The sequence below is a fragment of the Lacipirellulaceae bacterium genome (assembly GCA_040218535.1).
Lineage (GTDB): Bacteria > Planctomycetota > Planctomycetia > Pirellulales > Lacipirellulaceae > Adhaeretor.
Map to the genome: position 1 here is coordinate 556,674 of JAVJRG010000012.1, position 13,455 is coordinate 570,128.

Consider the following 13,455-nt stretch of genomic DNA (forward strand, 5'->3'; position numbering starts at 1 on the left):
GTAGAGAAGACGCGACGCACTCGCTTACCGATCTTTGCGCAACTTCAGCTTCCCTTTTTCCAGATAGCTCCAGTAAACATCAGCCGACTTGCGTCGTTGACTCTCGCTGTCCGTAGGGCTGTATTTCCCCGGATTCATGTCCGTAATCTCTTGCAAATTGTGGAACGCAAGCACCCGGTAATACAACTTGGGTGACTCGAGCCAGCGGATCAATCGCTGGAGAGTTCCGCTGTCCGGTGAATCTGCCTCAGCTCGCAGGACCGCACTGCTGTAGCCGAGCAACATTTCCATCAAGTCGGCGGCTTCATCTTCACGCTTCTTCCTGGCAAACGTCAGGAACACTGCCTCTGCTGCGCCCGGATCGTAAGCGATTGCCTCGCGGACGGTATCGATCAGTTTCCCCCAGAAAGCCTTTTGATCAGTGTCCTTGAGCGAATCCAAAAAGGGTTCGAAAACGCCCACGTAAGCACCACACTCGACAACACCACGGCGGACTTCTTGCAGACGATGGTCCGCGAGTTCCAGCAAGCTGAGATTCACTGGCTCGCCAGCGGTAAGATAGTTTGAGATCTCTTTTCGCGCTCGCTCGTTGATCCCTTTGAAAAGTTTATCTTCTTTGCCCCACTCAGGAAGCTTCTCGACGGGCTTGACCGAAGTATCGATGCCCGAGAGCGTTAACCACTTGGAGTTCTGCCCCGCCTCTCCACCTTCCCACGTCGCATTCCCCTCAACCACATACCACTGCATCTCCAACGGACCTGCACTTGTCAGATCAGTACCCGGCTGGAACTTGCGGCGTGCCTCGACCCAGAGGGTGGTCGAGCTGGCTAGGTCGAAAGTATGGCTCGACTCTCCACTGGTAATCGTCACACGACTCTCTTCGGCCCCTGTCGTCAACTGCATCTGGCCGAACAAGAGCTCAAGTGCAACGTCGGCAGGCTGCTGTTGATCGACTTCTTCTACCGCCAAGAAACGGACCCGAGTACCGCCGAGCAGCGCGGCTCGCACGTCTTTGTTGAGCAATAGATTCGCACGAAACTTTGGCAGAACAAGCACCTGCTGGCTACTGAAGACCGAGCCATCGCCGGTCAATCGTTTCCAAAGCTTGTCGTTACGCGACCAGCCAAGCAGCATGCTTTCGGCATCCGCGCTCGCTTGAAATTGCCCAACCACAACCGGTTCAGCGGGCTCTGCAACCACAGCCTCTTCTGAGGGCTCTGACTCGTCATCTTCGGTCGCCTCTTCTTTGGTTGGCCCCTCTTCGGTTGGTTCTTCCTCCTCCGAGGTCGGTGGCACGGGAACCGGTGGCGGTCCGCTGGGCTCACTCTCCGTAGCGTCTTCCGTTGGCGGCTCTTTCATATCTGGGCCGATGCGTGTTGTTGAATCACCTGACGGTTCGCTTGGCGACTCGGTATCAAAGGTCTCAACATCAATGGGACCTAGCGGCTCTATCTCTCTCCCCTCATCGCCCTTGCGATAGTTAGGATCCTCGACTCTCGGCGGCAGATCAGGAAGCTCATCCCCTCCGCCACCCGCCTCCTCACCGGTTGCGTCGTCTTTCGAAGTTGGGCCGTCACCATTCTCGGCTGGCGTCCCCGGCACAAACGGCGGTGGTCCATCTCCTTCGGCACCACTTGGGTCGAACGGTGGAGGCCCATCACCAGTCGCCTCTGGAACGGGCATATCGGCGCCAGAGGATTCACCACCGGCTAGCGGGTCCTCGATCTCCAATCCCCCGTCCACATCTTCCGGCATGCTTTGCGCGACTTCGTTAGAAACCTCCACGGGTCCTTGAGGCCAGAATAGATAGGTGAGCGAAAGCCCCAACACCAACGCCGCGGCAATCGCCAACTTCGTGTTACGACTTCTTCGCTCGCTGGCCGCAGCGGTCCGTAAGTAATCCGGGACTTCTTTACTGTCGCTCGCTTTCGTTTCCCTTGGTTCCTCACGCACGGCAGCAACCGGCGGTGCTACAGGCTCGGCTGCTTCAGCAGCCGTGTTCGTCGGCTCACCAGTTTCACCAACCGCATCGGCATGCGCGGGCTCAATTCGTAGCTTCTCACCAATCGGGTCGGCACTTTGGCCTGCCGCGGCCATCATCGCTTCCGCCTTGGCCTTCAGCGAGTACATCCGCTCGCGTACTTCGGTCGGCACGTCGGCCGGCTCTCCCAGAACCATCGTCAAAATGTGATGGCAAGAAGCGACTTCCGCCAACCGCATGTCGGCGTCCATTCCCATCTCAAGGCACTGGCGTTCGAAGACAGCCACTTGCTCCGGCGGCATCGTGTTGTCGAGATACTCCGCCACCGCATTCGCATCCAGGTTAGGCGTACCCCCGAGAACTTCGTCGTTGTCCCCAGCATCAACGTCCGGCGCCGCCAGCTTAGTCCGCCGCACGGTGTCACGCGTCCGATGAATCAGCTCGGTGGCGAAGTCGCTCGATTCGATCTTCCGACCCAATTCCTCATGGTCGGCCGGATCGAGGATGTCGTCCATGTAAGCAAGTAGCGTACGGAGAGTAAGTCGCATGAGAGGGTCCAGATTCAAGAGAAAGCGGTAGGCAGCCGCAGGCTAACCAGCCTGCCGGAGAATCACCAAAAAGTTCCACCATGAGTAATAGTGGGAATCGCGAGCAGATTTCGTGCAAGAAAATCACGAAAAGGGAGAAAGTTTTCTGAAATTTCCACCACGCGGAGCGTGGTGTTACTGTAACTCCACGCTCCGCGTGGAAAAGCGTCTAAGAAGCAGTCGCACCTTGACGAGTTACCAGCCCCCGCCGCTTCTCATGCCGCGCCGCTTGCGTCTTCGCCGTCGCAGTCTCGCCCGCCAGCACCCGAGCTCGACTAGGAAACGCCATCAGCGCAAGCGAAGAAAGCCCAAGCTGCAGCGCCGCGATGATCCCCGGATGCGGCAACGGCCAAGGGTTCGATGACGGGGCCGGATCGAGGACATGACGTCGCTCCCAACCGTCGCGCGTGCGGATCCAGTCGCCAACACTCGACCTCGCGGTCCCCAGAGTCGCCGATCCGTAGCCGAAGGATTCCGCGCCGCCTTGACCTTGAGCGACTTGTCGCACCTCCAACTCGCAGCGCGAGAAGAGTCCCGCCAAGCAGGAAACGATCAGTAGTGTCAGACAGAAACGACGCACAGCACGGCTCGCAAAGAAGGAGGATCGCCAAGACAGGCAATTCACCATTTCGCAAGGGACGTACCGCGTCGGAAAATGCCGCGAGATTCGGACTATTCGTTACAGGCAGACGCGAGATGATTCCAAGAGGCAACGCCCGTGGCGAATTCGCCACTTCAGAGGGATTCTTCATGCGAACTCCACTAGCCGCGATGCTACGCATCGCCGGGCGGTTTTTTGGCGATTCACCGGCGGCTCGTAGAGCCGCGGCTAGGGAGACACCACCAGGAATGAAGCCCCAGCAAACTCAACCGCACCTTCACACGCAGCAGATTCGCGCAACTCTTTTCCGCGACCCTACCGCCACGCTCTCTTAGGGTTACGTCACGACTTCCGTCAACTCGTGGGCGACAAACAAATGCGCGTGTACAATTAAGCCTTGTCACATCGGCTGCCGCTTTCGCAGAATCCGCAGCCCTGTTACTCAACCGCGTTCGTACTAACGCAAGCTCCCCAAAATGAAAACTACGCACCTACGCGACCGCGTCGAGCGGCTTCGTCGAGAGGCTGAAGGCTACCTCGAACTGGGCATGCCCAGCCACGCCTTCGCAGCGATCCAACGCCACGGCAAACTCATCCACACCGACGCCCGCGGGTGTTACCTAATGGGCGAGGCACTCCGCGAGATGCGTCGCTACAAGGAAGCAATCTTCCCGCTGCGTCGCAGCCTAGAACTGATCCCCGACGATATGCACACCGCCTTGTCCCTAGCGTGGTGCTTCAAGCGGATCGGCCAACTCGACCGCGCGATCGACGCCCTGGAACACGCGGTGCGAATCGAACCGGGCGAGGCGATCCTACACTACAACCTCGCCTGCTACTGGAGCCTCGCCCACAACCGCCGCCGCAGCTTGCAACACTTGGCAAATGCGTTAGAAATCGACGGCAACTTCCGTGAGATGGTCTACGACGAACCGGATTTCGAGCCGATGCGCACCGATCCATTGTTTCGGAGTTTGACGGGGGTTTGAAAACCGACGCGAAATGAACACTCAATACAAAATACTAGCTGTTGTACTTATCACTGGAGTCGTAGCTTTCGTAACGTCGCCGGCAGATCAACTTTCTTTCCTGATGTATTGGGCGATACTCCTTCTATGCGCTGCGGCTCTATTCTTAGTCGCGAACAAGTTGCGCACTCGCCAATGACCGCAAAGAACCGAACTTCAATGGAGCCCAAACCATCACGGTTCGCAACGGTTGCCTTCTACCTTCAGTTTCTTGCAATCGCGATCATAGCCGTTTATTTGGACGCTGTTTGGCGTTGGATTTCCAACAGCCACTGGCTCTGGAAGCATCGCTACCCTTGGGTGCCGCAAGCTCTAGCAATTGCTATGCTCATTTCTACGGCAGTAGGGCTAAGCTGTTCTCTGTACTGCATGAAGCGATATGAGCAAAAACTTTGGGTAATAAGCTTGATGCTAGGCATGCTATTCGCAGGTCATAGCATCCTTCTATTGGTTATGAGCTTAGGCTAGGACCCTATCTTGTTTATCCTGAAAACTGCTAAGGCTTCAGTTCGCCTTCAACAAGCGGTGCTTGCCCTGGACCGCGTAGCCGTAAAATGATGACATCCTCGCCATCAACCGTAAACACGGCACGATAGCGTCTTCCGTGCGGCGTCTTGAAGAACATCTGGCGCAGCTCAAAGTCAACGCGTTCGTCCTCAGGTGCCATTCCACAAGAGAACGGATTGCTCTTCAATCGGTTCGTTGCGGTGTAGAAAGCCGCTTCCCAACGGTCAGCGCCTTCTTGAGAACGCTGAGCGATGTAGCCATACATGCTCCGAAGATCGCGCTTCGCTCTCGCGAGCAGACGGACCGAGTAGCTCACTTCGATTCGCCCGCGGCACGTTCAGCACGCAGCTCGGCAAGCACATCCTCGACCAGCTCGCCCCGTTCGCCGTTCTCATAATCCCGGGCAGCAGCGAGGATGGCTCTGGCATCCTCATCACGATACGCTTCTTCTCGCCAACGGTCGTAGATTACATCGAGAGAAATATCACTGCCTTCTTGCTCGGCAACCGTCATTGCGAACTTCGTGAAGTCACTTATTTGTTCAATCGTTGACATGCCGCAATTGTACCTCGGAAGCAGCGAAAGACCAAACCACAACCGCACAGAAAAAACCCCGGCCGGCGCAAACGCGCCGACCGAGGCTTTGAAGGGGGTACACACTATTTCCTCTTCGGCCAGCGGCTATCGCCCCTGGCCTCTCGTCTCTCAAATCTCCTAGTAGCAGAACTCGACACCGGCTTGCAGGCCGTGCAGCAATAGGGAGCCGTTCGTGTTGACGTAGTTCAAGTGAGCCGGGTCGATAAACGCACTCGGTACTTGATCCGTTGCCAGGGCAACGCCGGTGACGCCAATCGCACGCCAACCGCCGTAGAGTCGCGTGCGGCAGCTATGTTGGTAGCTCAGACCGGCACGAATCTCGCCGACGAATGAAACATCGCTGCGAGTCGCATGCACATTGAAGTCGTCACCCGTCAGGACGTAGCGAATGTCGCCCGTCGGAGAATCGAAGTACTGGCGAACTTCAGAATCGTTGCCATAGATACCACCGTTGACGCCAAAGTTCAGTCCCCAACGCCCCGAGCAACCAAGACGGTAGAGACCGCGGCTACCGATTTGGAAACCGTAGAGTTGGTTCTCAACATCGGCGTGGTAGTTCATGAACCCGGTCGCTGCCGTAGCGGTGTTCGTAAAATCAACGCCGTACATGAACGACTCGTCGATCTTCAGATAACGGAAACCGAACAACGAGGTGAGCGTGAAGCGTTGACCGCAGCCGCAGCCACCGCCACCACAAGTGTCACATCCACCGGCGGTGCAACCGCTCAAGTCGCAGCCCCCTGCGTCGCAGCCGCCAACGCCACAAGCACCAGCACCGCGACGAGCAGCCAAGCGTCCACCAAGGCCAGCACCGTAGCCAATGCCAGGACCAGCAGCAACGCCGAAGCCGTTAGCACCGAATAGTGAAACGCGAAGCAGGTTAATCTCAGCATTGATCACTTCAAAGGTGCTGCGGACACGAGCCAGATCAACGCGGATCGGGTCGCCGTTGTCCGGTTGGATCGGCGTGCCGAAGTCGTAGTAGTCGTTCATTGAACGATAGCCAGTCCCCGGATCGTATTCCAATCCGCGGAAGTCCATCATGCCGTAGATGCGGAGCGTACCACTTTGCACGTTCACTGCTGTGGAACTCTCCTCGAACAGTTGCCAGTAGCCGCCTTCGACACCCCAGCGAGGACCGCAACCGCACGGATCGCAACCCAACCACTTACCAACGCGAGCCTCGAAGCCACCTTGGTATCCGAGATCAACATTGCGAGTGGTTAGCGTGATCGTGCTGGAAGGAGCGTAATCGCCCACGGCGTAAGTACCGTCAACGGCTGTGAACGCCAGGGGCACTTTGTCGGCGGTGTCGCGTTCCATCAACAGGCCGTAAACACCACCAAACCAGTTACCACCGTGACCGTAGCCACCGCCGAAACCGCCACCGAGTCCGCGACGAACAGCAGCGGCACCAGCGCCATAGCTGCAGCCGAAGGTGTTGTAGCCGTTGCTTGCACAGTCGTAGCTACCGTAGGGTGAACCTCCGTAGCCAACGCCACACTGGCCCGTCGAACAACCAGCCGCTGGGGCCGGAGTCGAGTACACGGGAGCGGGTGCCGCTACGGGAGCAGGCATCGTGTAGTTAGCCGCTGGGGCTGGGTTGCAATTGCAGTCAGCACCGACAGGTGGCAAAGCCACGGGCTGTTGGGCTGCCGCATGTGGGGCTGGGTCCTGGAAGTTCATCGCCACGCGTGGTGCGGGACCTTGCGGAACGACATAGCCTTGCTGGGTTTGCTGATAGGCTTGGTAGGGCTGATACTGCTGCTGCGGCTGGGCGCCGTAGCCTTGATATTGTGCTTGGGCAGCAGTGTTCCCAAGCAGGGCGGCCGTCGCGGTTAGCAGGCCGAGCCCAAATAGTTTGGTAACTCGCATCTCTCACGCTCTCCTTAGTGTGTGTTTCCCGTTGTCGTCGTCCGTGACGCGCGAGGGCAGTGTCCGTCTGCCCACGGGGGATCGGTCCTTGTTGAGGCTGCCAGGCAACCTCCGGTGTCACTTTCCGTGCAGAAGGACCCACCGCCAATTTGCGCACATCTGAGCGCAGGTGTTTCCATCCATAGGAGCCAATCGACCAAGACCGGTCCGAAGAATTGGCACAGGTGGTGGCTACCGGCAAGGTTTTTCTCACCGGAGGTGCATCACCCGCATAGCCGGAAAAGCTTCCCAGGAGAGCTTTTGCCAATCGGCAAGGTTTGCCAAACCGCTTGCGGCTTAGCCGGGGGGTTGGCTTAGCATGCTTGAGATTCCGGCCAGAACTCACATCATTGCGTCAGGGAGGAGAGAGAAGGCCTCCCCATTCAGTTTCCGGAAGACGCTAAAGTGCCGACGGTCGGTCGTAAAGATCGAACCGATGTTTTCTCGCTCGGCAAGATGCACTAAGCATGCATCAGCCAAGTCGACTTGCTGATCGTGATACTTCTCGAACACGTCTCTAATCCCTTGCAAGTCCCCGCTCCGCAGAGCAAGGATTTGCATATCTTGAGATTGCACGGTGTCCAACATCTCCTCACGCAAGGCAGCCTTTTCACCAAGCATGTAGACTGCCTCAGTGATAACTGGCCAGCAAGTAAAGACTTTACCCAATGGGAGATTCAAAGACTGCTCTCGGCAGGCTTCGTGATGCTGGTCACGTTTGTTATACATTGCCAGTAATGCACCAGTATCGACAAGCACTGGATCACTGAGCATTGCGACCGAATCCTTCCATGTACTTCGGATTCGTACTCCAATCTTCCGGAGCATCGTCGATGCAGCCAATCAGACCACGCTCGTTGAGCGCATCAAAAAGTGTTCGTTGAGCGGAGTCGGCGTGGCCATCAGACTGCCTTCGGTCTAGCTGCAAGATCAAATTCTCACGCTCCTCGGCGCTGAGCGTATCAAATCGCTTCAGAATTTCTTCGATGTTCTCAGAAGCCATTTCTCGCCCTCATCTCTTTGAACAGTCGTTTGCTACGATTTTCTATTGTATTGACAACATTCCTCGTGAGGCAAATCTTTAAGCAGCCATAGGAACTTCCGACGGAGTCACCACTTCCCCGTACAGAGCAATCACCTCGTCCGCCAAAGCACGATAATCCTCCGCCCCGGCTGATTGCGGAGCGTATTGAAAGATCGATTGCTCGTGGCTCGGCGCTTCAGCCAGGCGAATATTGCGACGGATGGCCGTTTCGAAGAGACGCACATCGCTCCAAGCGGAGTTGCCCGAAGCGGCTTCTTGGAAGAATGCCGCCACGTCATCGCTCACTTCGGCTGCTAAACGAGTGCCTGATTCGTAGAGACAGCGAATCACGCCAGCGAGACGCAACCGATCGTTCAATCGCCGTCGCACTAAGTCGATCGTCTGCAGCAGTTTACTCAAGCCGTGAAGCGCCAAGTAATGGGGCTGTAACGGCAGAAACACATCATCGACGGCACTCAAGGCGTTCAGCGTCAGAATGCCAAGCGACGGAGGACAATCAATCAGCACGAAATCGAGCGGTTCCTTTAGCTCCGCTAGCGCGTCGCGCAGAATCACTTCGCGTCCCACGACCCCAGCCAACTCAACTTCGGCGGCGGCCAAATCAATGTGTGAGCTGGCAACGCGCAGGTTTGTCTCGACCGTTTGCCAGATTTCATCCAACGGGACTTCGCCGGTCAACAAGTCGTAAGTGGTCGGCTTGGGTTCACTCTCAGCACCATGCTCAGGACCAACCCCTAAGTGCAACGAAGCATGCGCCTGCGGGTCGAGGTCAATCAGCCCAACACGATAGCCCGCCTCAGCGAGCGCAGCGCTTAAATTCACTGCCGACGTGGTTTTTCCCACCCCGCCTTTTTGATTGATGATGGCAATCGAACGCATAACTCAAGCCCAAAGGGGTTCTCGTGTTTGATAGCGTCGCGATTGTAGAAATCCACCCCCAGCGGAAACAGAGCATCTAGAAAATAGTGCTAGCAGTGCAATACGAATCTCAGTCACTAGCCTGGGTTACTGCGAGCATTCGTTCCCATCGTCGTAGAAACGATCAAGATATTCGTCAGTCGTCAAACTACTCTTTCGCACTAGTGAGTAGACTTCTACGCCCTCGGGTAGAGTCTCACCATTCTCGTCAAAGATGTGAAAAGCTTGAGCGAAGCCTACATAGACTGTTGTTTCGCTTTCGTACGACTGACGTGAAATACTCTCTGCACGCCCTATGGCAGAATCGATATCTAGAGCGCGAACGACAAGTATTCTTTCTTCGTAATGCTGCTCTGCTTGGCCTGATAGCTTGTAAATTAGTCGCACTCCGTACCATGGTTCGTTGATCATGGAATAAGTTCCTCACCTTTTCGAGCATACGACAGGCAACTAGTTCTCCTCTAGCTCACCGATGTACTCACGCGTCATCCGATCCAGATTGACCGCCGGAACGACGTCCACCGTTTCGCCATCCTCACCTAAACGCCCCCAATTCTGGTAGCCTTCATCAAGCAAAATGGTGAGCTGCTTTTCGCCGCCTGAAAACACCAACGCTTGCTGCCATCGCTCCTGTGACTCGGCAAGGGGGACGCTTTCCAGCCGTGTCCAATCAAAGTAGCGATCTAGCGTCAGTGCGTTGCGGAAATGAACCATCCCCGGCTTTCCTGTGAGCACATGGCGAGCCGTCACGGCGAAGCCGGCAAGCGCGGGATTCGCTGGTTCAGGGCCTGACGCCTCGCTTGCGTCTTCACCGTCCATCGGCTTGAATTCGAGCAGCTCCGCTTCGCCCTCTCCTACGATCAATTGCGAACCTTCCACTCCCCAGAATCTCACGCAATCGTCAGTCGTCGAGACCCGGTACCAAGCTCCCCCCAGACCAATGATCGCGGCCAATCCCAGGCAGGAGAGGAACACGAGACGCCCACTGACTTCGGGGATTTCGATTTCTGCAGAACGACTATTATCTTCCACGCATAACTCCTGTGGTACGCAGGCCGAGGGCCGCCTTCCGCCCTCCCATTGATTCACTATACTGAGAGATTACAGCCGCCTAAACCACAACCTTTATGAAGCGACCCCACAATGGCCGACAAGTTTGATCCTTACCGTGAAGCCCTGGTGATGGAAACAGAAACCGAGTGGCCAGAGTCTTACCTCGACCGCGACCCGGCAGAGCTCACCAAGATCGCCATCGCGCTCCATGCAGCGGCTGAGGAAGCGACTGAAATCCAATACGTCCGCACCCACACGGGCTTCTGCCGCAAGATCGTTGCGACGGAAGAGGACATTGAGCGGGTTAGTGACTGATAAGCTGTCAGCTCTCAGCCTTCAGCTATCAGCTTTTGTATCGAGACAAAGCTTTCATCCCTACATCCGCGTTTATCTGCGTTCATCCGCGGCTAAATCTTCCTCCGTGCTCTCTGTGTCTCTGTGGTAAATTCTGAATCAAAAGTCCGCGTTAATCTCGCTGAGCGTTCCTACGACATCGCCATCGGCAACGGCAACCGCCACCAGTTGGCGGAGTTCCTCAGCTCGCGCACCAAGCACGACCATGCCGTCATCATTACTGACGAGAATGTCGACCAGCTTTACGCAGACACGATCGCCGATTCTTTGACCGACGCCGGCTGGGAAGTGCAAGTGCTGATCGTCGAACCGGGCGAAACGAGCAAGTGCATCGGCGAAGCAGAGAACCTCTGGGAAACGATGCTCAACGAAGGAGCCGATCGCCATTCGATCGTGCTGGCCATCGGCGGCGGTGTCGTCGGGGACCTCGCCGGTTTCGTCGCGGCAACCTTTACCCGCGGACTCGACTTTTTCCAAGTTCCGACAACACTGCTCGCGCAGGTTGATAGCTCGGTCGGCGGCAAGACGGGCGTCAATCTTCCCGGCGGTAAGAACATGGTCGGCTGCTTCTGGCAACCCCTCGGCGTGCTGATCGATGTCGAAGTCCTCACCACCCTGCCCGACCGCGAGTATCGAGCCGGCCTCGCCGAGGTCGTGAAGTACGGCGTCATTCTCGACGAGCCCTTCTTCGCGTACCTCGAAGACAACGCGGAAGCGATCAACGCCAAAGACCCGGCCGTCCTCGCTGAAATCGTCCGCCGCAGTTGTGAACTGAAAGCCAAAGTCGTCGAAGCGGACGAACTGGAAGCCGTCGACATGGATGTCCCTCTAACACGTGCCATTCTCAACTACGGCCACACCTTCGCCCACGCCTTCGAAGCGATTACCGGCTATGGCGAAATGCTCCACGGTGAAGCCGTCGCCGCCGGGATGCGCTGTGCTGCGCGACTCGCAGAGAAGCAATGCCGCGTCGACGAACAATTCGTTCAGCGCCAAGATCTCTTGCTCGCCACCCTCGGCCTCTCTTTCGCCCCACCCGAGGCGGACCCGGAAGACCTCCTCCATCTGATGAGCCGCGACAAAAAAAGCGACGGCGGCCAAATTCGCTTCATCCTGCCTACGAAGATGGGCCACGTCGAGCTGGTCGACGACTTCAAGAGCGAAGACGTCATCGCGTCGTTCAAGTTCGAATAGCTCGATATGCCCGCCAACAAACCTCTCATCAAAGCTGCGAAAAGCCTCTCTGACAAAGTCAACGAGCTCACTTTCGCTGAGCCTGTCACGCACGTCTACAACCCACTCGACTACGCCCGCGCCGCACACAACGAGTATCTCCGCTTCGCGAACCCCGAGGGAATACGTGTTCTCTTCCTCGGCATGAACCCCGGCCCCTGGGGCATGGCGCAAACGGGCGTCCCTTTCGGCCAAATCGAAGCGGTACGCGACTGGATGCAAATCGACGCCCACATCAATAAACCAGACGATAATCATTTTAATGGCGAACACCCCAAACGCCCCATTCATGGCTTAGACTGCGAACGCAGCGAAGTCTCCGGCGAGCGTCTCTGGGGACTGTTCCGCGAACGCTTCGTGACAAAAGAAAAATTCTTCGCCGAACACTTCGTCACCAACTACTGCCCGCTGGTGTTCATGGAAGAAAGCGGCAAGAACCGCACGCCCGACAAGCTGCCTGCCGTCGAACGCGAGCCGCTAGAAAAACTCTGCGACGACCATCTGCTCCGCGTGCTGAGAATCCTCGACCCCGAATGGGCCGTCGGCATCGGCGTCTACGCGGAGAACTGCTTGAAGCGTGTTTCTGAATTCACGAACGCCAGAATCCGCCGCATCCTCCACCCCAGCCCGGCGAGCCCCGCCGCCAACCGCGGTTGGGCCGCAGCGGCAACGAAGCAGCTCGTTGACGGGGGCATCTGGAAGTAGCTCTACTTTTCTCCGCCCCGATTTATTTCATGGAACGATAAGAGCTCACTATACCTGTCGAATGGCATGTCAACCGATGCTATGCAATGCATAGCTACCAGAATACTAGCCGCGACGAGAAAGAGAGACGAATGAAAGAAGACATTCTTGAGCAACTGGTAGACGACTACTTACAAACGAAGGGCTACTTCACTCAACACAATCTGAAGTTTCGTCCAAGTCCCGACCACCCAGACTTTGTGACCAATCAAGACTCCAACCATAGTGACATCGATGTCATTGGCTATAACCCGTGTCTCCGAGGCGCCAAGAGAGTGATGGCTGTCAGCTGCAAAAGTTGGCAAGGTGGACTGCGGCCAAGAAAAAAAATCCGACAGATAGAAAACGGAATGACAGCCGGAGGAAGGGACGCCTGGCGAGGATTCCGCGAACTCGTTGTCCCGAAGTGGAGCGAGGCTTTTCGAAACGCCATCCTTGAGATCACAGGACGCCAAAAGTTCACTTACGTGACGGCAGTTACCAGAATTCACGGAGATCGCCGCGTATGGGAGAAACACGCACCTTTCCGTCAAGCGATGGGCAACAATCCCATTCAAGTGCTAACCTTCGCAGACATACTTGCAGAGCTGTGGCCAAAGCTGAACACAACAGTGGCGGCCTCCGATGTCGGTCGAACTCTCCAACTCATGAAGGCTTCAGGTTGGAAAGTCGATGAATAGGCCAGAACAAGCGAGAACTGGTTTCGAGTCAACTAGACTGAACTTGTAACAATCGCGTGATCTTCACGCTCAACAAGGCAGACAACCCCATCCCACAAACGCCTGCCTTGTAAGGAGCAATCATGTTCAACACAACGAACAACCGCGAACACAACCAGTGGTGGTAAGGCCATACCAACCTTAAAACCCGCCCGCACAGTCTCTCAACACATC

16 protein-coding genes are annotated in these 13,455 nt (G+C 56.5%); 6 read left to right on the forward strand and 10 right to left on the reverse strand.

Going from position 1 to position 13,455, the window contains the following annotated elements:
- Positions 1–24 precede the first annotated feature (24 nt).
- The gene (locus tag RIB44_16265) at positions 25–2,529 is read right to left on the reverse strand and encodes a hypothetical protein (GenBank protein MEQ8618131.1); all 2,505 of its coding nucleotides are present in this window, start codon (positions 2,527–2,529) and stop codon (positions 25–27) included.
- 208 nt (positions 2,530–2,737) lie between these two features.
- The gene (locus RIB44_16270) at positions 2,738–3,148 is read right to left on the reverse strand and encodes a hypothetical protein (protein MEQ8618132.1); all 411 of its coding nucleotides are present in this window, start codon (positions 3,146–3,148) and stop codon (positions 2,738–2,740) included.
- Between the two features lie 170 nt (positions 3,149–3,318).
- Here RIB44_16270 and RIB44_16275 point away from each other — a divergent pair, with 170 nt between their 5' ends.
- Positions 3,319–3,504 carry a hypothetical protein gene (locus tag RIB44_16275; GenBank protein MEQ8618133.1) on the forward strand — a complete coding sequence of 62 codons (186 nt, stop codon included), beginning with the start codon at positions 3,319–3,321 and terminating at the stop codon, positions 3,502–3,504.
- A gap of 141 nt (positions 3,505–3,645) precedes the next feature.
- Entirely contained in the window at positions 3,646–4,158 is a 513-nt protein-coding gene (locus RIB44_16280; GenBank protein MEQ8618134.1) for a tetratricopeptide repeat protein, read from the forward strand.
- 535 nt (positions 4,159–4,693) lie between these two features.
- On the opposite strand, the gene RIB44_16285 is transcribed toward RIB44_16280, so the two are convergent.
- From RIB44_16285 to RIB44_16320, 8 genes are all read right to left on the reverse strand, one after another.
- The gene (locus tag RIB44_16285) at positions 4,694–5,020 is read right to left on the reverse strand and encodes a type II toxin-antitoxin system RelE/ParE family toxin (GenBank protein ID MEQ8618135.1); all 327 of its coding nucleotides are present in this window, start codon (positions 5,018–5,020) and stop codon (positions 4,694–4,696) included.
- Positions 5,017–5,259 (reverse strand): hypothetical protein, encoded by a 243-nt coding sequence (locus RIB44_16290; protein ID MEQ8618136.1) that lies wholly within the window; start codon positions 5,257–5,259, stop codon positions 5,017–5,019. The genes RIB44_16285 and RIB44_16290 overlap by 4 nt, the downstream gene beginning before the upstream one ends.
- Positions 5,260–5,418: 159 nt before the next feature.
- Entirely contained in the window at positions 5,419–7,176 is a 1,758-nt protein-coding gene (locus tag RIB44_16295; GenBank protein ID MEQ8618137.1) for a hypothetical protein, read from the reverse strand.
- A 381-nt stretch (positions 7,177–7,557) separates the two neighbouring features.
- The gene (locus RIB44_16300; protein MEQ8618138.1) at positions 7,558–7,989 is read right to left on the reverse strand and encodes a PIN domain-containing protein; all 432 of its coding nucleotides are present in this window, start codon (positions 7,987–7,989) and stop codon (positions 7,558–7,560) included.
- Positions 7,979–8,218, reverse strand: a complete 240-nt coding sequence (locus RIB44_16305; protein MEQ8618139.1) for a hypothetical protein — start codon at positions 8,216–8,218, stop codon at positions 7,979–7,981. The genes RIB44_16300 and RIB44_16305 overlap by 11 nt, the downstream gene beginning before the upstream one ends.
- Before the next feature lie 78 nt (positions 8,219–8,296).
- Positions 8,297–9,139 carry an AAA family ATPase gene (locus tag RIB44_16310; GenBank protein MEQ8618140.1) on the reverse strand — a complete coding sequence of 281 codons (843 nt, stop codon included), beginning with the start codon at positions 9,137–9,139 and terminating at the stop codon, positions 8,297–8,299.
- 126 nt (positions 9,140–9,265) lie between these two features.
- Positions 9,266–9,589, reverse strand: a complete 324-nt coding sequence (locus RIB44_16315) for a hypothetical protein (GenBank protein MEQ8618141.1) — start codon at positions 9,587–9,589, stop codon at positions 9,266–9,268.
- Between the two features lie 39 nt (positions 9,590–9,628).
- Positions 9,629–10,210, reverse strand: coding sequence for a hypothetical protein (locus RIB44_16320; GenBank protein MEQ8618142.1), 582 nt, complete (start codon positions 10,208–10,210; stop codon positions 9,629–9,631).
- 111 nt (positions 10,211–10,321) lie between these two features.
- Here RIB44_16320 and RIB44_16325 point away from each other — a divergent pair, with 111 nt between their 5' ends.
- The 4 genes from RIB44_16325 to RIB44_16340 all read left to right on the forward strand — a co-directional run bounded on the left by RIB44_16325 (position 10,322) and on the right by RIB44_16340 (position 13,242).
- The gene (locus RIB44_16325; protein ID MEQ8618143.1) at positions 10,322–10,546 is read left to right on the forward strand and encodes a hypothetical protein; all 225 of its coding nucleotides are present in this window, start codon (positions 10,322–10,324) and stop codon (positions 10,544–10,546) included.
- Positions 10,547–10,669: 123 nt separating this feature from the next.
- On the forward strand, positions 10,670–11,779 hold the full coding sequence (gene aroB / locus RIB44_16330) for a 3-dehydroquinate synthase (protein MEQ8618144.1): 1,110 nt from the start codon (positions 10,670–10,672) through the stop codon (positions 11,777–11,779).
- 6 nt (positions 11,780–11,785) lie between these two features.
- On the forward strand, positions 11,786–12,523 hold the full coding sequence (locus RIB44_16335) for a single-stranded DNA-binding protein (GenBank protein ID MEQ8618145.1): 738 nt from the start codon (positions 11,786–11,788) through the stop codon (positions 12,521–12,523).
- Between the two features lie 131 nt (positions 12,524–12,654).
- The gene (locus RIB44_16340) at positions 12,655–13,242 is read left to right on the forward strand and encodes a hypothetical protein (protein MEQ8618146.1); all 588 of its coding nucleotides are present in this window, start codon (positions 12,655–12,657) and stop codon (positions 13,240–13,242) included.
- Positions 13,243–13,455 lie beyond the last annotated feature (213 nt).